Here is an 18,496-nt window from a genome sequence, read left to right on the forward strand (position 1 = left end):
TCCCCTTGGCGAGCCGCCCCGCGACGGCGGACACGCCGCAAGAATGTCCTTCTCCGGCCGACGCCGTGCGGCGGCCGGGGGCCGGTGCCCGCCCGTTCTTCCGTCACCCGACGGTCCTTCGACGGCCCCTGGGGGGCGCACGCAGCGCCCCCCAGGGGCCGCCGGGGCTCCGCTGCCCATTCCGGTGGGCGAGCGGGGACGGCTCGTGATCACCGTGTGAGCACTCGGGAAAACGCCCCGCCCGCGCGGGAGAGTTCGTCCCACGTGCCGCTCTCCGCGATCCGTCCGTTCTCCAGGACCGCTATCCGGTCCGCTCGCCGCACGGTCGTCGGCCGGTGGGCGATCACCACCGTCGTACGCCCCCGCGACGCGGCCGCGAGCGCCGCGGACAGCTCCGCGTCCCCTGCCGTGTCCAGGTGGGCCGTCGTCTCGTCCAGGACGAGGACCCGCGGATTCGTCAGCAGCGCCCGCGCCAGGACGATGCGGGAGCGCTGCCCGCCGGACAACGTCGTGCCGCGCTCACCGACCTGCGTGTCGTACCCGTCCGGCAGGGCCTGCGCGATCCGGTCGACGCCGCAGACGCGGGCGGCCGTGTGCAGCTCGTCCTCGGTCGCGTCCGGGCGGGCCAGGCGGAGGTTGTCGGCGAGCGTGCCGTGGAAGAGCGGCGTGTCCTGACCAACGACCGAGACGGTGCGGCGCAACTCCTCCTCCGCCAGCTCCCGTATGTCGACGGACTCGCCACCGGCCCCGACCAGCTCCACGGAACCCCGCGTCGGATCCCAGAAGCGCGCCAGCAGATGCGCGCAGGTGGACTTGCCGGTGCCGGACGCCCCCACCAGTGCGAGGGTCTCACCGGAGTGGACCGTCAGATCGAGGCCGTCGAGCACGGGCGCCCCTCCGTAGTCGAAGCGGACCCCACGCATCCGGACCCCGAGGGGGCCGGCCGGCGCCGGGCGGGGCGATGCGGGCGCGGGCGCCCCCGCCCGGGCGCGGATCGCCGCGCCGACGCGGGACGCCGCCGCGCGCAGCCCGGCCGCCTGACCGAGCGCGGCGGCGGAGTCGGCGACCGGGGCGAGGACGCCGAGCGCCAGTGCCATGGCCGCCGGTGCCCAGGCCCCGCTGAGCGAGTGCGCGGCCGTCCCGACCACCCCGACGACCGCCGCCACCACGAGCAGGTCGCGCACCGCCGCCGCGCCCGCCTCCCACGCGTGCTCCGAGCTCTGTGCCTTCCCCAGCCGCTCACCCTGCTCGCGCAGACCGGCGCGCCGCTGCTCCAGCGCGCCGAAGGCGAGCAGTTCGCGTAGCCCGTCCACGGTCTCGACCGCCTCCGCGGACAGCTCGGCGGCTGCCCGGCGCGTGCGCGCACCGCGCGTAGCCCGCGCACGGCCGTCCGTCAGCGGCGCGAGGACCAGCAACCCGGCAGCCGGCACGATCAGAGCCGGCAGCCAGGTGTCGACCACGGCCAGTACTGCCGTGCCGGACACGAAGACGGTGGCGGAGGCGAGGATCTGGGCGACGGCGTGCGCGTAGAAGAACTCCAGCGCCTCCACGTCGGTCTGTGCCGCCGCCGCGAGGTCGCCGCTGCGTCGGCCGGCTACGCGAGCGGGCGCGCTGCGGGCCAGTCCGTCGAAGACCCGTACCCGCAACTCGGCCAGCACCCGGTACGCCAGGTCGTGCGACAGGTCCATCTCCCGCCAGGTGGCGAGCGACCGCAGCAGGACCAGTGCGACGAGAGCGGTGACGGTGGCCGGTGCCGGGACGGAGTGTTCCATGACCGCGGTACCGACGGTGTGCGCGGCAAGCGTCACCAGCGCGACGAGCGCCGCCTGGTCGAGGAGCGCCGCGGCGAAGGTCCGTGCCGTCATGGCCTTGTGCGCCGCCAGCACCGGCAGCAGGGCCCGCAGGGCACCGCGTTCGGTTCCGGTCGTCGTGGTGGTCATGCCGCCTCCTGAACGCGTCCCGCGGCCACCAGCCGCGCGTACAGCCCGTCCTGCGCCAGAAGGCTCATGTGCGTCCCGACCCCGTCGATGCGACCGCCGTCCAGGACGACGATCCGGTCGGCGTCCTGGACGGACGTGAGGCGGTGGGCGACGACCAGGCAGGTGCGGCCGCGCGCCGCGCGGAGCAGCTCGCGGGCGATGCGCGACTCGCGGTGCTCGTCCACCGCGCTCGTGGCCTCGTCGAGCACCAGGACCGGCGCGTTCGCGAGCAGGGCCCGGGCGAGCGCCAGGCGCTGGCGCTGGCCGCCCGAGAGCGTCGCGCCGCGCTCGCCGACGTGCGTGTCGTAGCCGTCGGGCAGCCGCGCGATCTCGTCGTGTATGCCGGCGGCCCCGGCGGCGGCGTACAGCTCCTCGTCGGTCGCGTCGGGGCGGGCCAGGCGGAGGTTGTCGGCGACGGAGGCGTGGAAGAGGTAGGTCTCCTGGGAGACGACCGCGATGCCGCGTCGCAAGGAGGCGAGGGTGAGGGCGGTGTGGTCCGTGCCGTCGAGGGTGATGCTCCCGCCGTCCGGGTCCCACTGGCGCAGGAGGAGCGCGAGGAGCGTCGACTTGCCGGCGCCGGACGGACCGACGACGGCTGTGGTGCGGCCCGGGTCCGCGGTGAACGTGATCCCGCGCAGTGCGGGGCGTGCGGCGCCCGGGTAGGTGAAGTGCACGGCGTCGAAGCGGATCGCGGGCGGTCGGTGCGGGGCCGGCTCGGTGCCTTCGTCGCGTACGGCTGGTCGCGCCGTGCGGAGCTTGGTGATGCCGTCGGCCGCCGAGAGGCCGAGGTAGCCCGCGTGCCATTCGCGCGACAGGTCCCGGATCGGGCGGAAGCACTCGGAGGCCAGCATGAGGACCAGGTAGGTGCCGGTGGCGGCGGTCCGGCCGGACGCGGCGGAGGCGCACGCGACGAGCGCGGCGGCGACCGTGCCGCCCTGGACGGCCAGGTCCGTGATGCCGGTGTCGACGAGTGAGACGCGCAGCTTGGCGACGGTGGCGCGGTGCAAGGCCGCCGAACGCTCCTCCAGGCGCGCTCGGGTGCGGGCGACCGCACCGGCGGCCCGGAGCGCCGGCATGCCCTGGAGTGCCTCCAGGTAGTCCGCGGACAGCGCCTCGTACGAGCCCCAGTGCTCCTGGCCGCGGCGGGCGAGCAGCTTGTCCCACCAGCGCGGGACGAAGAGCGCCAGGAGAAGCGCGGGAGTCAGGGCGAGCAGTGCGTACGGTTCGACCGCCGCGACGGTGGCGAGGAGCGGGAGCGGCAGTACGCAGGTGACCAGAAGCTGTGGGAGGTAGCGGGAGACGTACGCGTCGACGCCCTCCACACCGTCGACCAGTGTGGCTCGCACGGCTCCCGCGCGGTTGTCCGTCCCGTGCGTGGGGCCGAGAGCGGCGAGGCGTTCGAGGAGCTCGTCGCGCAGGCCGATCCGTACGCGTGCCCCGGCGCGGACGGCGAGGACGCGCTGACGGTGACCCAGTACGGCGCGCACGGCGACGACGGTGAGGACCGCGGCCAGCAGGGCGGGCAGGTCCGAGGTCTCCCCGTGCGCGATGCGGGCCAGGGCCAGAGCGATGAGCACCGCCTGGGCGAGGTGGGTGACGGCCACGGCGCCGAGCAGGGCGGTGGCCCCGAGCAGGGGGCGTCGCGCGATCCGTGCGGCGCGCAGCAGTTCCGGGTGGACCATCATGGCCGGTCGGTCCCTTCTGGGGTGCGGACGCCCAGCGCGAGGGCGTGGACGATGTGGGGCGGGCCGCAGGGGCCGTGCTGCCAGGAGCCGATGGGGCGCGAGGCCAGACCGAGGTGGATGGCGACCGCTTGGGCGAGGCCCGCACCGTGGCCCGCGAGCACGTGGTCCCGGCGCACCCGGGCGGGCGGCGCGTCGTCGGGGCAGCCGTGCGCGACGAGCAGGGCACCGACCTGCCCGAGCAGTGGCTGGCCCGCGGCCCGGGCGGCCAGGTCCGCGGGGGCGGCCTCGTCCGGGGGCCCGGCCGCTGTGCCGGGTCTGCGGGCGGTCAGCAGGCGCCACGGCACCGGTGCCGTGTGGCGGGCCGTCGCCAGGACCTCTTCCAGCAGGGTCGCCTCGGGCACGTCCGGGAAGGGCGGCCGCGCACTGCGGCGGGACGTCAGCGCGGTGTCGGGCAGTACGGGGGCCACCGTGCGGCGCCAGGTCGTCGTGCCGGGCAGGGAGCTGAGGACGCGCCACGCCTCCTGGAGAACGGGCGGCGGAGCGTGGGGCGTGGGGAGGGGCGGGGCGCCGGGGGCGTAGGCCGCCCAGTGGTCGAGGGCGTCGGCCGGCCCGGGGGTGAGTCGTACGGCCGCGAGCGGGTGCTCCGGCTCGGCTCCGTCCCAGTCGGGTGGGAGGCCCGCGGCTGCGGCGAGGAGCGTGGTGTCCGCGTCCGGGCACCATTGCGGCGCGCCCGCGAGCGCGAGCGCGGCGGTCGCGTGTCCTGTGTCCAGGAGCAGCAGCGGCCACGCTCGATGGCCGTAGTGGGAGACCGTGCGCCGCGCGGTGACGGTGAGGACGGCGACCGCGCCCGGCGGCGCGTCGGCGGACACGGTGCCGCGCGCGAGCAGGCGGTGCCGTACGGGGTCGTACGCGTATCGGCCGGGCGGGAGCCCGTTGCCGGGGCCCAGCAGGAGGTGGGTGTTGACCGGGTGCAGGGCGCCGGCGGAGGCCGCGGGGCGCAGGCGGTCGCCCGCGAGGGACAGGCGCAGGAGCCGGTTCAGGTGCGGGGGGACCGGGTGGTGTTCCCCGGGCCACGGGGTGACCTGGTGGCCTGCCGGGATGTCGGGGCCGGGCGGCTGCGCGCAGCGGGCGCGGGCGAGGGCGGTCTGGAGGGACGTCATCACATGTGGGGCGGTGGCGCGAGGGTGAAGTCGGCGGCGGCGGTGGGCGCGCTGGTGCGCCACCGTCGTGACAGCGCCTGTTCGGCGAAGCGCGGGCAGCCCAGGTAGGCGAAGGCGGCGGGCTGGTTCGGGACGAGGCCGGACACGAGGACGCGGGCGACGCGCAGGGGCGTTTCGAGGATGTCCTCGGTGGTCAGGTCGAAGGTGATCACGCGGTGGCCGGCGAGGCGGGAGTCGAGGGCGGATCGTGTGGTGGGTTCGATGTCGGTGACGGGGACGGTGCCGAGCGCGGGGTGGGTGAAGCGGCGGGCGTGGGGAGCCATGCGTGGGTCGAGCCACACCTGGACATGGGCTCCCAGGTCGCGTACGGCGGCGAAATGCTCGCCGCAGGCGTCGAGGTAGCTCCGGTCGGGGCGGTGGTCGAGGTAGAGTCCGCGGGCCAGCATGCCCGCGTCGACGGCCTGGAAGACCCAGCCGTCGGCGTCGGTGGTGCCTTGGGTGAAGACCCAGGTGTGGACCGCTTCGAGGACCGCCTTGCGGGCGGCTTCGGCGGGGTCGTAGCGGCAGGCGAAGCCGGCGGCGTGGATGCCGAGGGCGGGATCGTGGACGAGTGCGGCCATGCACGGGGCGAACTCGGAGGGCATTTCGACGATCCACACGTCGAGGGTGGTGCCGGCGAGGTCGTCGAGCAGGCCGGGCACGCTGGCGGGGTCGATGCCGCGGGCCGGGCCGTCGAGGTGCCACCACAGTTCGAGGGCGTCGCGTTCGACGATTTCGAGGAGCGCTCGTTCGACGGCGTCGTCCAGGCCCTGTCCGGTGGCGATGCCCGCGTAGTTGAGGTGGTGGGTGCGCGGGAGCGAGCGGTGTTCGCCCTGGCGCCAGTTGAGATGGGTGAGGGCGACGGGGGCCCAGCACTCCTCGCCGTCCTCGGTACCGCGGGCCCACAGTGCGGGGGTGTCGGGGGTGAGAGGGCGGTAGGGGAAGTTCTCGCGCGCGTACTGCCAGGGGGCGTAGGCCGGGACGTCGCCGGGGCCGTACAGGCGCTGTCCCTCGGCGGTGAGTTCGGCGGCGGTGGCTCGACGCGGCGCGCCGGGGTGGCCCTGCGGGGGCAGGCGGTTGCCGCAGTACCGTTCGACCGCCTCCGCGATGGCGGCGATTCGCGCGCCGGCCGGGTCGCCGAAGGTGGTGCCGAGCGAGACCCGGTCGGCGGGCCACGCACCGAACCGGCGGGCGTCGGAGACGTCGGCGGTCATCGCGGTGTAGCGGGGCGGGGCTCCGGTGGGGTGCGGTACGGGCTCGACGCTTCGTATCAGCCCGCAGACGGGGTCCACGAGGGAGTCGATGGTCACGTCTGGATCTCCTGGGCGGGAGCGAGGGGGTGGACACCCCGGGCGACGGGGAGGAAGAGGGCGCTGCCGCGCGTGCGTACGGTGCGGTGGGAGGGCACCAGGCGGGTGGCCGCCACCGGGTCCTCGCCGGTGTGCGGGTTGCGGGCGTGCGCCGGGAAGTGGTGGCCCGCGACTTCGAGGCGGAGCCGTGTCCCCGCGCGCAGACGGCGGGCCAGGTGTCCGAGCGGGACGGTGAAGGGCCCGGGCTCGGTGCGGCGCACGATGCCGGTGGCGAGCGGTTCGGCCCGGCCGGCGGGGTCGAGCGTGACGAGGCGTACGGCCCAGTCGGCGGAGGGTGCGTCGGCGACGGCGTCCAGTCGGACTTCGGCGGGACCGAGGAGGTCGAGGGGGCGCGGCAGGGGTGGTGAGAGCAGCAGGGAGCGGTCCGGGACACCCTGGTCGGGGACGTTCAGGTCGTCGGAGCGGACCGGTCGGTGGGGATCGGCGACGAAGTCGGCGCCGTTCAGGAGCCGCAGACGGGTGCCGAAGGCGAAGGAGGCGGGGTGGCCCGGTCGGGGGTGGCACCAGTGATCGCTGCCGCCGAGCGCGACCGCGCCGGTCCGGCCGGCGAGGGTGCCGGCGAGTGCGGCGCGGGCCCACCCGGCGTACAGCTCACCGAGGTTGAGCCGGTGGCCGGGGCGTGCCTCGGGTGCCGGATCCGCGGTGAGCCGGTGGCCCCAGGGGCCGAGCAGCAGACGGGCGGGACCGGGCCAGTCCCGCCAGAGCCGGACGGTGTCCTCGGCGAACGGGTCGCGGCTGCCCCCGACGGAGAGCAGGGGCACGCGGGCCCCGGGTACGGCGCGGCGGGGCGCGTGCCACAGGGCGGGCCAGGCGGGGAGGTCCAGGATCTCGCTGACCGGGAGGTGTTCCAGCGCCCTCGGGGTGAGGGTTCGGCCGGCGCCGTGCCGGGACCACCAGCCGACGCGGGCCTGGAGGCGCTCGGGGCCGGTGGTCTCGCGGGCCGTCTCGGCGAGTCCGAGGGCGGGAACGGCGGCGATCACCGCGTCGGCACCGGGCGTGACGAGGGCGCAGTACGCGGCGTACGAGGCGCCCGCGGCGACCACGTGGCCGTTGCTCCAGCGCTGGGCGCGGATCCAGTGGAGGGTCGTTTCGGCGTCCTCGGGTTCGTGGGCGCCGTACGGGTGCCAGTCTCCGTTCGACGCGTACCGGCCGCGTACGTCCTGGGCGAGAGCGGCGAATCCCCGGGCGGCCCAGCCGCGGAGTTCGGCGCGGTGACGGCGGCGGTCGTAGGGGGTGCGGATGATCACGGTGGGGTGGGTGCCTGGTGCCGGAGGAAGGCAGACGTCGGTCGCCAGTCCGTCGATGCGGACGGTGGTGGTCATCGGCGGGGGCCCAGCGGGGCGACGCGCGGTACCGGCAGGACGGGGTGTTCGGTGACGGTGAGGTCGCGCAGGTCGATGCGGCGCAGCCGGCGCCGTACGGGTAGGGGCGCGCCGTTCGCCCAGGCGATGAGGTCCCCGGTGAGCAGTGCCGCTGTGAGCGCGGCCGACGCCTGCGAGTGGCCGGGGGAATCGTCGGGGGTGGCGTGGCCGGCCCAGTAGGCGGAGAGCTCGCGGTGGGCGGGGGTCGCGGCGAGCCGACGGAGCCGTACGTGCGCGGAGGTGACGTCACCGGGCGCGCAGGCGAGCGGCTCGAGCCAGGCGTGCGCGCCCTCGCGGTGACAGCGGAGCCATGCGGTACCGCGTCGGGGCAGCTCGTCGGCCTCGTCCCAGACGCCTTCCGCGGCGGGCTTGTCGAGGCACCAGACGACGGCGGTGCGGTGGGGGTCCTCGGTGGGGAGGTCACCGCGCACGGTGGCTCCCGCGTCACGGACGCACAGGGTGAGCGGACCCGTGAGCTGGGGATCGCCGAGCACGACCACGGTGCGTCCGTCGAGCGGGGCGGGCGCCGGTGTGCGGGCGGTGTAGCCGGCCTCCTCGAAGGCCCGTACGAGGGCCCGGAGTCGGGGGTTGCCGGGACCACCCTCGATGAGGTGGGACAGGAGCTCCTGCTCGTCCACCGGGCCCGTGTTCACGCCCAGGAAGTTCCCGTCGGGTGTGCGGACGGCCAGGCCCCGTTGGGGGACGGTGACGAGGACGACGCCGGGTGCGAGCCGCACGGTGGCCACGAGTGTTCCTCCAGGAGAAGCGGGGGCTGGACGGGCCCGCCCGGAAGGCGTTCCGAGCGGGCCCGGTTTCGGCGGGCGGGCTTACTTGTCCGCGTCCGCCTCTACGGCGTCGTCGAAGGGGTTCTCGACGAGGGCGTTGGAGTGGGTCGCCGACAGGTGGGCGAGCTGACCCTGCTCCGCGATCGGCGTGAACACCTTGTCCTGCTCCATGAATGAGCCTCCGTTCCCTACGGGTGACCGCGCCGCCGGGCCGGCGGCGCACCACGAACACTAATGAAGATGATTATCATTTCGCAAGGCTTCGGGGAGCGGGTGATCCGGGTAACACACCGGCCAGCCGCCCTCCGGATCGCGGCCCACCCGGCCTGCCACGCCCAGGACTTCGGCCAGCAGGGCCGGGGTGACGACGTCGGCCGGCGGGCCGTCCGCCGCCACGCGGCCGTGCCGCAGCGCCACGATCCGGTCCGCGAAACGCGCCGCGTGCCCCAGGTCATGGAGCACCATCACGACCGTGAGCCCGCGTTCCTCGCGCAACCGCGCCACCGTCTGCATGACCTCGAGCTGGTGACGCAGGTCCAGGTACGTGGTCGGCTCGTCGAGCAGCAGTACGCGGGTGTCCTGGGCGAGCGCCATGGCCAGCCGGACGCGCTGGCGTTCACCGCCCGAGAGCGCGTCCACCGGCCGGTCCGCCCACTCGGCCACTCCGACGTCGGCCATGGCCCGGACGCACACCGCGTCGTCGCCGTCGCGCAGCATGCCGAGCGGTCCCCGTGCCGCGTACCGCCCTTGGCGCACCAGGTGACGCACCGTCAAACCCGGTACCGAGGGCGCCTGCTGGTGCAGCAGGGCCACCCTGCGGGCCGCGCTGCGCCGCGAGAGGCGGGTCAGGTCGTCACCGTCCAGCAGGACCCGTCCGGCGGCCGGTCTCAGCAGGCCGGCACAGAGCCGCAGCAAGGTGCTCTTGCCGCAGCCGTTGAGGCCCACGAGGGCGACCAGCTCGCCGGGGGCGATGCCCAGGTCGATCCCGTCGAGGACCTCCCGGCCCGGGTAGCCGAAGCGGAGCCCTTCGACCTGTATCGCACCCTTGATGCCGGCTTCCACGACCACGTCCACCTTCACTCCTCACTCGCCGCGCGGCGGCGTGCCACAAGCAGCAGCAGCGCCGCGCCACCGCAGGTCGTGAGCGCCCCGACGGGGATGCTCAGCCGGTCCATGTCCAGTGCGGCGGCGGCCGTCCGGGACAGCCACTGGGCGCTCGCGTCCGCGGCGCCCACCACGACCGCGCCGAGCAGCGCCGCCCCGGGGAGCGCGGCCCGCAGGTCCGCCCCGAAGAGGGCGAACGCGAGGTGGGGCACGAACAGCCCGACGAAGCCGAGCGCGCCGACGGCCGAGACCGCTCCGGCGGTGAGCGCCACGGCGCACACCAGCGCCGCGATCCGCGCCCGTCCGGTGTTCAGCCCGGTGGCCGCGGCCTGTTCCTCCCCGCAGCGCAGCAGGGTCAGGGGCGCCGCCAGCGCGCACGCGGCGACGGCCCAGACGGTCGCCCAGGGCCACAGCAGGTGCCAGTGGGCCCATACGCGGCCCTCGGTGGAGCCGACCAACCACTGGACGACACTGCCGAGTTCGCCGGGGGCGACCAGCAGCACCACGGCGGTCAGTCCGGCGAGCACCGCCGAGACGAGCACGCCGTGCACGGCCATCTGCGTGGAGTCGCCCCTCTCCCGCCCGGCCAGCAACCACAGCAGCGCCGCCCCCGAGAACCCGCCCAGGCACGCGGCCGCCACCACCGCGGCCGGGGATTCCCAGCCCGCCAGACCCAGACCCGTCGCGGTCACCGCGCCCAGGACGGCGCCCGGTGTGACACCGGTGACCTCCGGCCCGGCCAGCGGATTGCGCAGCGCCGACTGCAGAACCGTGCCGGCCAGGCCCAGCGAGGCGCCGGCCGCCAGCGCCACCAGGGTGCGCGGCAGCCGCAGGTGAAGGACGATGTGCCGAGCTGTGGGGTCGCCGCCTCCGCTCAGCACCTCCCAGACACCGAGGGCCGGCAGCGCGCGTCCGGCGCACAGCCCGGCAGCCGCCACGGCCGCGACGAGCAGCACCAGGGCGGCTGTTCGGCGGGCGTACGTCCGCGTGTACGTCATCGGCGGCCCCCTTTCAGCAGGGCGACGCCCACCGGGACGCCGACCAGGGCCGTCCAGGCGCCGACAGGTGTCTCGGTCGGCGCCAGGGCGAGCCGCGCCGGCTGGTCCGCACAGGCCACCACCAGCGCGCCCCACACCGCCGACCACGGCAGCCAGCCCACCGCGTCCGAGCCCGGACGCAACCGGCGCGCCAGGTGCGGTGCGAGGAAACCGACCCAGGCCACCGGCCCGCACACGGCGACGACCGGCGCGATGAGCAGCACGGAGATGGCGAGCGCGGCCAGCCGTGCCCGTCGTACCCGTACGCCCAGTGCCCGGGCGTCGTCGTCGCCGAGCCGCAGCACGCTCAGCACCGGGGCGCACAGGACCAGCGCCGGGAGGGCTGAAAGAAGCCAGGGCCCGAGACCGGTCACGTCGTCCCAGGTCCGGGCGGAGAGGCTGCCGAGCAGGTACCGGTAGATGAGCTGGAGGTCGAGCTGGTCGGCCAGGACCATCAGCACGAGCAGCGCGGCCTGAAGCGCGGCGGCGACGGCCGCCCCGGTGAGCAGCACGGCCGAGGGGCTGCGCCCGAACCCGGCGGCGAGCAGGGTCAGGACACCGCCGAGCGCCGCGCCGCCGATGGCGAGCAGCGGCTGCACCGCGAGGGGCACGGACAGGGCGAGGACCAGCGGGGCCGCGACGCCGAGCGCGGCCCCACTGGAGACGCCGAGCATCTCGGGCACGGCGAGCGGATTGCGCAGGGCCTCTTGGAGGACCAGCCCGGCGGCCCCCAGGCAGGCACCGGCGACGAGCGCCAGCACAAGCCTGGGAAGCCGCAGTTCGGCGACGACGACGCCGGCCAGGCCGTCCCCGCCGAGCGCGTCGGCGAGTGCGTGGGGCGGCACGTACGGCGTTCCCAGGCACAACGCGCTGGAGACGACCGCCACCAGCACCGCGGCGGCCACGGCGACAGGGCGCACGGTTCCTTGCCCGGTCACCTCAGTGCTGCCGTCGCCTCGTCGAGGACGATGCCGAGCGACCGGGTGCCGCGGCCCTTGGCCCACACCTCGGGGTCGACCTCGTGGACGTCGCCGTTCCTGACCGCCGGGATGCGCGACCAGAGCGGGTTCTCGGCGAGTTTGCCGGAGAGCTCGTCCCCGGAAGGGCCGCCGAAGGAGAGCGTCTCGACGAACAGCACGTCGACGTCGGCGGCGAGGATCTCCTCCATGCCGTACGTCCCGTCCACGCCTCGGCTCTTCCACGGGTAGTGCGCGATCCCGGGAAAGAGCCCGGCGGCGACGTCGTTGCCGGGCGTTGCGACGCCGAAGTTCTCGTCGCTGCCGAAGATGACGAGCGCGGTCTTGTCGCTCCTCGCGCTCTCGGCCCCGGCGAGCTTGGCGCGGAACGCCTTCTCGGCCGCCTCGCCCTGCGCGGTGCGTCCGGTGAGCGCGGCGAGGTTGCGCAGGTAGCCGACGCTGTCCTCCCAACTGCCCGGCTGAACCGGCCAGAACACCGTCGCACCCTTCAGCGCCGGCGCGAGCCTGCCGTGCGTGTCCTCCAGGCCGATCACCAGGTCCGGCTCGTAGGAGAGGATCGCCTCGGCCTCGGGCGCGAGGAAACCGCCTGGTACGACCGGTATCTTCGCGGCCTTCTCCTTGCCCAGGAACTTGGGATGGGCGAGCAGTTCGGAGTTCGTGGCGGCGGGCGTCATGCCGAGTTCGGCGAGCATGTCGTCGCAGAGCGCGACGAGGCAGACGACGCGCCGCGGCGCGGCCTTCGTAGCGACGGTGACGCCCTTGGCGTCGGTGACGGAGCGGGCGGCGGTGATGGGCTCGACCGTCACATCGGTCCTGGCTCCCACGTCACCCGCCCGCTCGCCTCCGGTCTCGGCGGCGGTGGATCCGCAGCCGGCGAGCAGCGCCCCCATGACGGCGGCGGCCGTCCAGCGGCGAACGGTCCGCAGCATTCTGCGCGACATATGACTCTCGGCTCTCCGTGTCGTTCCCGGGGCGGATCCGGATGTGAGGCAGAGGCGCCCCGGGCCTTCCCCCACCAAACGAATGAGTACATGATAATCATTACCAATAACTTGTTTCCGCCGCCCTCCAGGAGTCCCCCGTGCCGCTCGCCCCGCGCCTGCTGACAGCCGATCAAGTCGCCGGATCCATCAGGGTGCTGAACCTGCCGGACGGCCGGGTGACGGGTGTCGTGGAGGGCCGGCACCTCGCCGAGCACGCCGGTTTCCTCGCCCTTCCGGACGGCCACTGGGCATTCGTCGACGACCTCGCGGGCGAACTCGTCGTCCTCGACCCGTACGGCCCGGACGCGGGGCGCCCGCTGATCGCGGCGACGGCGCCGGTGGCCACGCCGGCCGAACACCTGGCCGCCGACTCGTCGGGCCGCCGGCTCGCCGTCACCACGGGTCTGGGCCGCAACGAGGAGCCCTGGTCGGATCTGCTGACCACGGTCGACCTCGACCGCGGCAGGTCGGTCCGGGTGCGCACGCGGGCCGGCGAACCGGGCGTGACGGTGATGTGCGGCTCCGGCGGCCCGCTCGTCGTCCTGCGGCACCGTGAGCCCGGCACGCTGACCGCGTACCGCTACGACGACCTCCAGGACGCCGCCCCCGCCAGTCCCCCCGCGTCACCCGCGTACGAGACGGAGCTGCCCGACCACGACGGCCACGGCGACGCCTACGACCGGCCGACCGGACGGCTGTTCGCCGCCGCGGCCTCCGGAGTGCACCGTGCCCGGCGCGACGGCGACCGCCTGCTCATGGAGGAGCCGGTCTCCTGGGCCGGACCCGGACGCGGCTACTACCTGCGGCTCGATCCCGTCCGGCGGACCCTGTGGTCCTGCGTACGCGGCGGCCCCACCGACCCGGGGCGATGGCCGGAATGGACCAACGACGCCTGGTTCCACGCCCTCGACGGAGGCCGCACCGGCCGCCTGCCGCTCGGCCCCGGGCTGGTCTTCCGGCTCGCGGTCGCCGCGCACCACGTGGCGTACGCGCGTGTGCACCCCGACGGCGACGAACTGATCCTGGTGTCGGCCGAACACGCGGGCGGCGAGCCCCGCGTCATCGCCCGTCACCCGCTGCCGCCCATGGACGGTGCGCCGAGGCCCGGGGGAACGCCGTGGGACGGGGTGCAACGCCGGTCCGTCGCCGCCTCGGCGGGCGCCCCGCTCACCGCCGTCACCCGCGGTGGCCACGGCGAGGTCCATCTCTTCGACGGAACCGAGCACGTGTCCACGCTCACCGTACCGACCCCCCTGGACGAGGGCGGCCACCTGGCGCTGACAACTCCGGGGGACCGCGCCTGGGAGGACCCGGTGGGCCGCTGACGCGGACCCGAGGACGACCGGCGGCGCGTGCCGCCCCGGCCGTCCGCACCACCGGCACTCCGGCTTTGCGGCCGACACCGAGCAGCCCGAAATCACCACGTTCCACGGGTAGTTCGCGTCAGGCGTTCATTCGGCGACCTCCTCCTCACGCCACTTCGAGGGCCCTCTTTACACGCGTAGATTCCCCGTGGCTAACTTATGACGCGGTCACGTCAAGACAGGTCGGGTGGCCGCGGACGACGTCGTCCCCCACCTCGAGGAGGCAGCCGTGTTCACCCTCTCCCCTCGTTCGTCCGGCATCGCGAGACGGACGGCCACCGCGCTCGGCGTCCTGGGCGCCGCGCTCGCCCTCACCGCGACCACCGCCGGCGGCGCGAACGCCGTTCCCGAGCCGGCGAAGGACCGCCTCAAGATCCAGCCCGGCCAGGCCTACATGGGTGTGGGTGCCAAGATCCACGGAAAGGCCGCGGCCGAGGCTCCGTCGATGGGCGCCATGGCCGCGACCGACGGCGTCCAGGGCATCGACGTCTCGCACTGGCAGGGATCCATCAACTGGACCTCGGTGCGCAACTCGGGCATCCAGTTCGCCTGGATGAAGGCCACCGAGGGCACCAGCTACAAGGACTCGAGCTTCAACACCAACTACCCCGCCGCCTACTACGCGGGCGTGATCCGGGGCGCGTACCACTTCGCGCGTCCCGACCTGTCGAGCGGCGCCACCCAGGCGAACTACTTCGTCAACAACGGCGGCGGCTGGTCCCGCGACAACATGACCCTGCCGGGCGTCCTGGACATCGAGCACAACCCGTACGGGGCGATGTGCTACGGCATGTCCACCACGCAGATGCGCACCTGGATCAACGACTTCTACACCACCTACAAGTCACGCACCGGCCGTGACGCGGTCATCTACACGACGGCCAGTTGGTGGAACACCTGCACCGGCTACTGGAACGGGATGTACGACAAGAGCCCGTTGTGGGTGGCGCACTGGACCACCGCCTCCTCCCCCACCATCCCGAGCGGCTTCCCCTACTGGACGGTGTGGCAGTACACCAGCACGGGCTCCGTCAGCGGCGTCTCCGGCTCCGTGGACCGCAACAAGTTCAACGGCACCCGCGACCGGCTCGTGGCGCTCGCCAACAACACGTGACGCGGTAGAAACGCCTCTCGCCCGCCGCTCACCCCCGCGTGTTCATGGTGTGGAGCTGACGGCCGCCGCCGTCGGCTCCACCGCTCCCCTCCCCCTCCTCCCCCTCACCAGGAGTGACCGTGAACCCCGAGAACGCCCTGCGGCGCCGCCTTCTGCTCTCCGGGGCAGCCGGACTGATCGCGGCGACCGCCCTCCCGGGCACCGCCCACGCACGGACCACCGACGTCGTCGAGCCGGACATCGACAGCACCGCCCTCTGGGGAGCGCGCCCGCCCCAGGGGACCATCCGCACGCTGCGGTACCGGCCGAGCAAGATCATCGTGCATCACACGGTGAGCGCCAACACCACCGACTTCTCCCGGGCCCAGGCGCACAGACACGCACACTGGGTCCAGGACCTGCACATGGACAAGAACGGATGGGCCGACACCGGCTACCACTTCCTGGTCAGCCGGGGCGGCTGGATCACCGAGGGCCGGCACGGCAGCCTCCCCGCCCTGGCCGGCGGGACCACCTTCCCGCTCGGCACCCACACCTCCGGACAGAACGACTACTCCATCGGCATCGCCAACGAGGGCGCCTACCACGACGGCGCGGTACCGACCACCGCCCAGTGGGACGTCCTGGTGACCCTGTGCGCGTACACCTGCTCCCGGTACGGCATACCCTCGACGCAGATCTACGGCCACAAGGACTACGGCGACACCCTCTGCCCGGGCGTGTACCACGACATGCTGCCCCGGCTTCGGCAGGAAGTGGAGGCGGCCCGGACAGCCTGACCAGCGACCGCGGCCCAGGGCCGGTCACCGTTTTCTCGCCCACTCCCTGCCCCGGCACGTGCTCAGCAGCCGGGAGCCGCCCTCCGGCGCCGATCACCTGAGCGGACGTCTGAGGCGTTTCCTCGTCGTCCCGTTCGGTGGGACCGTGCTCAACGCCGGACGTGTGGTGGCCGGCGCCCCGACTCGCCGGCCACCGGCCTGTTGGCAGCCATCACCACAGCTTGTCGATCTCCCCTGGATACAGCTCGATACGGGAGTGGTGGAACGATGCCCGTGCCTCGCGGCCCGCGGCCGAGAAGAAGTCCGACGTCGTGACCTTGTCGAAGCCGGGCTGTCCACCCCGCGCGGTCGGCGCGCCGCGCGGGGTATGCAGTCCGGTATGAGCTCCGAACCCACGCCCTTGCTCGTCATGGATCTGACCGGCACGTTCGCCTTCGGGCTCAACGGGGCGCTGACAGCGGTGCGTGCCGCGCGATTGGACGTGGTCGGCGTTGTCGTCCTAGGCATGATCACCGCGCTGGGTGGCGGGTTCATCCGCGACGTCCTCATCGACTCGCTGCCACCGGCCACTCTCCTGGACTGGCGCTACTACACGCTCGCCGCCATCGGCGGGGTGATCGCCTTCGCCCTCAGCAGGCATCTGCGTCGCATGGAGAGGGCGATCAACGTTCTCGACGCGGTCGGGCTGAGCGCTTTCGCGGTGATCGGCGCGAGCAAGGCGCTCGCATCCGGACTCGGCGTCGCGCCCGCCATTCTGCTGGGGGTGGTCACCGCGGTGGGCGGGGGCACGATCCGCGACGTGCTCGTCCGTCGGGTCCCGACGGTGCTGCGCACGGGCCTGTACGCCATCCCCGCCCTGGTGGGTGCCGCGGTGACCGTCATCACCGTCCGAACGGGCGTGTACGGCCTGCCGGCCGCGCTGGGAGCCGCGACGGCCTGCTTCCTCATCCGCATCATCGGCCTCTATTTCAGCCTCAACGCACCCGAACCGCCCGAGACCAGCAGACGCAGGCAGTCACGCGGGGCCGGAGCGTAGGCGGACCCGGCCGGCTCCCATGGGGGTCGCACGGACCTGCACGCTCCGGCCCCCGGGCACATACTGGGGCGAGCGCACCAGGACGGGGCAGGCACGCCGCTGCCGCCGCACGCCAGGTGTTCCGCCGGGTGGCCGGACACAGACGGTGGGGAGCCCGGTCGTCAGGCACCGGCGCGACGCGACGGGAGGCGGGCTCGGAGCACACGTACCGCCGCCGTCCGCGCGGCAGCCACCCCACTCACGCAAGGAGCCTCCATGCATGGTCCCGCCCACACCGTGCTCTCCGGCCTCGACGGCATCCGCTCCGGCCTGGAGGATCTCTACAAGGACCTGCACCAGCACCCCGAACTCGGCCTGCGGGAGGACCGTACGGCGAAGAAGGCGGCCGACGCCCTGCGGGAATCCGGGTTCGAGGTGACCGAGGGCGTCGGCGGCACCGGTGTGATCGGGGTACTGGCCAACGGAGACGGCCCTGTCGTCATGGCCCGCGCGGACATGGACGCCCTGCCCGTGCGGGAACAGACCGGCCTGCCCTACGCCTCCTCCGTCTCGGTGACCGGTCCCGACGGCGCCGAGCAGCCGGTCATGCATGCCTGCGGACACGACGTGCACGTGACCTCCCTGATCGGCTGCGCGCGGCTGATGGCCCGGGCCAAGGACGCCTGGCGAGGCACGTTCGTCGCGCTCTTCCAGCCCTCGGAGGAGAACGGTGACGGCGCCGAGGCCATGATCGGCGACGGTCTCACCGAGAAGGCGCCCCGTCCCGACGTGGTGCTCGCCCAGCACGTCCTGCCCTACCCGGCCGGCTACGTCGGCACCCGGCCGGGCCCCTTCCTGTCGGCCGCGGACAGCTTGCGCGTCACCGTCCACGGACGAGGGGCGCACGGCTCCATGCCCCAGTCCGCGGTCGACCCCGTGGTGATGGCCGCCATGATCGTCGTCCGCCTGCAGACCGTCGTCTCCCGGGAACTTGCGGCCACCACACCCGCCGTCGTCACCATCGGCAGCATCCACGCCGGCAGCGGACCCAACGTCATCCCCGACAGCGCCGTCATCCAGCTCAACGTCCGCACCTACGACGACGCCACACGCGCCCGGGTCCTGCGGGCGATCGAACGCATCGTACGCGCCGAGTGCGACGCGTCCGGGGCACCGAAGGCGCCCGAGATCGAGAAGATCTCCTCCTTCCCGCCCACCGTCAACGACGAGGACACGACCCGGCGCGTGGCCGAGGCGTTCGCCGCCCACTTCGGAGACGACGCGCACACCATCGATCTGCAGACCGCCAGCGAGGACATGAGCGAACTGCCGCAGGCGTTCGGCGCGCCGTTCACCTACTGGGGCATCGGGGGCATCGACCCCGAGGTGTACGCCCGGGCCGTCGAGCACGGCACCGTCGCCCAGGACATTCCGGTCAACCACAGCCCCGCCTTCGCCCCCGTTGTCCAGCCCACCCTGGACACCGGTGTCAGCGCCATGACCGTGGCCGCGCTCGCCTGGCTCGGCACCTGAGCCGATGAGTTTCTCTTCGAGCGGAAGTACGGTGCCCATCCGACCAGCCCCGAGGGTTCCTGGTACGGGTTGGGCGAGGCCGTCGTCGCCGACGGCCGGACCGGACGCGGGGTGACCCCGCAGACCCCGTTCTTCAGCTCCTCCGCCGGCAAGGTCATGACACTTCGCCGGGGCGGACGCCGACGAGGCCGAGGTGGCGGTCGCCGGGTAC

Annotated in this window: 16 protein-coding genes; 5 read left to right on the plus strand and 11 right to left on the minus strand. The window is 74.0% G+C overall.

The features are described 5' to 3' along the window. Positions 1–209 precede the first annotated feature (209 nt). The 11 genes from ACH499_RS14370 to ACH499_RS14420 all read right to left on the minus strand — a co-directional run bounded on the left by ACH499_RS14370 (position 210) and on the right by ACH499_RS14420 (position 12,438). Complete coding sequence (locus tag ACH499_RS14370) at positions 210–1,940, minus strand: ABC transporter ATP-binding protein (RefSeq protein WP_399015795.1); 1,731 nt, start codon at positions 1,938–1,940, stop codon at positions 210–212. Next, a complete protein-coding gene (locus ACH499_RS14375) occupies positions 1,937–3,664 on the minus strand; it encodes an ABC transporter ATP-binding protein/permease (RefSeq protein WP_399015797.1) in 1,728 nt (575 codons plus the stop codon). Before ACH499_RS14375 ends, ACH499_RS14370 begins: the two co-directional genes overlap by 4 nt. After that, positions 3,661–4,824, minus strand: coding sequence for a hypothetical protein (locus ACH499_RS14380; protein WP_399015799.1), 1,164 nt, complete (start codon positions 4,822–4,824; stop codon positions 3,661–3,663). Before ACH499_RS14380 ends, ACH499_RS14375 begins: the two co-directional genes overlap by 4 nt. Further along, complete coding sequence (locus ACH499_RS14385) at positions 4,824–6,173, minus strand: YcaO-like family protein (protein ID WP_399015801.1); 1,350 nt, start codon at positions 6,171–6,173, stop codon at positions 4,824–4,826. The genes ACH499_RS14380 and ACH499_RS14385 overlap by 1 nt, the downstream gene beginning before the upstream one ends. Further along, the gene (locus tag ACH499_RS14390) at positions 6,170–7,555 is read right to left on the minus strand and encodes a CocE/NonD family hydrolase (RefSeq protein WP_399015803.1); all 1,386 of its coding nucleotides are present in this window, start codon (positions 7,553–7,555) and stop codon (positions 6,170–6,172) included. The genes ACH499_RS14385 and ACH499_RS14390 overlap by 4 nt, the downstream gene beginning before the upstream one ends. Continuing rightward, entirely contained in the window at positions 7,552–8,340 is a 789-nt protein-coding gene (locus ACH499_RS14395) for a hypothetical protein (protein WP_399015805.1), read from the minus strand. Before ACH499_RS14395 ends, ACH499_RS14390 begins: the two co-directional genes overlap by 4 nt. 81 nt (positions 8,341–8,421) lie before the next feature. Then, positions 8,422–8,550 (minus strand): streptamidine family RiPP, encoded by a 129-nt coding sequence (gene amiA / locus ACH499_RS14400; protein ID WP_356202623.1) that lies wholly within the window; start codon positions 8,548–8,550, stop codon positions 8,422–8,424. 60 nt (positions 8,551–8,610) lie between these two features. After that, entirely contained in the window at positions 8,611–9,459 is an 849-nt protein-coding gene (locus ACH499_RS14405) for an ABC transporter ATP-binding protein (RefSeq protein WP_399015807.1), read from the minus strand. Continuing rightward, entirely contained in the window at positions 9,456–10,481 is a 1,026-nt protein-coding gene (locus ACH499_RS14410) for a FecCD family ABC transporter permease (RefSeq protein WP_399015809.1), read from the minus strand. The genes ACH499_RS14405 and ACH499_RS14410 overlap by 4 nt, the downstream gene beginning before the upstream one ends. Beyond that, positions 10,478–11,440, minus strand: coding sequence for an iron ABC transporter permease (locus ACH499_RS14415; protein WP_356202619.1), 963 nt, complete (start codon positions 11,438–11,440; stop codon positions 10,478–10,480). The genes ACH499_RS14410 and ACH499_RS14415 overlap by 4 nt, the downstream gene beginning before the upstream one ends. 14 nt (positions 11,441–11,454) lie before the next feature. After that, positions 11,455–12,438: an ABC transporter substrate-binding protein gene (locus tag ACH499_RS14420; RefSeq protein WP_399015811.1), complete on the minus strand. Its 984-nt coding sequence runs from the start codon at positions 12,436–12,438 to the stop codon at positions 11,455–11,457. A 140-nt stretch (positions 12,439–12,578) separates the two neighbouring features. Between ACH499_RS14420 and ACH499_RS14425 the strand changes: the two genes are divergently transcribed. The 5 genes from ACH499_RS14425 (at position 12,579) to ACH499_RS14445 (ending at position 18,285) form a co-directional block, all read left to right on the plus strand. Further along, positions 12,579–13,805, plus strand: coding sequence for a hypothetical protein (locus tag ACH499_RS14425; protein ID WP_399015814.1), 1,227 nt, complete (start codon positions 12,579–12,581; stop codon positions 13,803–13,805). A gap of 268 nt (positions 13,806–14,073) precedes the next feature. Beyond that, entirely contained in the window at positions 14,074–14,958 is an 885-nt protein-coding gene (locus ACH499_RS14430; protein WP_356202613.1) for a GH25 family lysozyme, read from the plus strand. Positions 14,959–15,077: 119 nt separating this feature from the next. Beyond that, positions 15,078–15,737 carry a peptidoglycan recognition family protein gene (locus tag ACH499_RS14435; RefSeq protein WP_399015816.1) on the plus strand — a complete coding sequence of 220 codons (660 nt, stop codon included), beginning with the start codon at positions 15,078–15,080 and terminating at the stop codon, positions 15,735–15,737. A gap of 379 nt (positions 15,738–16,116) precedes the next feature. Then, entirely contained in the window at positions 16,117–16,773 is a 657-nt protein-coding gene (locus tag ACH499_RS14440; RefSeq protein WP_356202610.1) for a trimeric intracellular cation channel family protein, read from the plus strand. 255 nt (positions 16,774–17,028) lie between these two features. Further along, on the plus strand, positions 17,029–18,285 hold the full coding sequence (locus ACH499_RS14445) for a M20 family metallopeptidase (protein WP_399015819.1): 1,257 nt from the start codon (positions 17,029–17,031) through the stop codon (positions 18,283–18,285). Positions 18,286–18,496: the final 211 nt, after the last annotated feature.

It is taken from the genome of Streptomyces sp. NPDC018947, from assembly GCF_044390505.1.
In the GTDB taxonomy this organism is placed as follows: domain Bacteria; phylum Actinomycetota; class Actinomycetes; order Streptomycetales; family Streptomycetaceae; genus Streptomyces.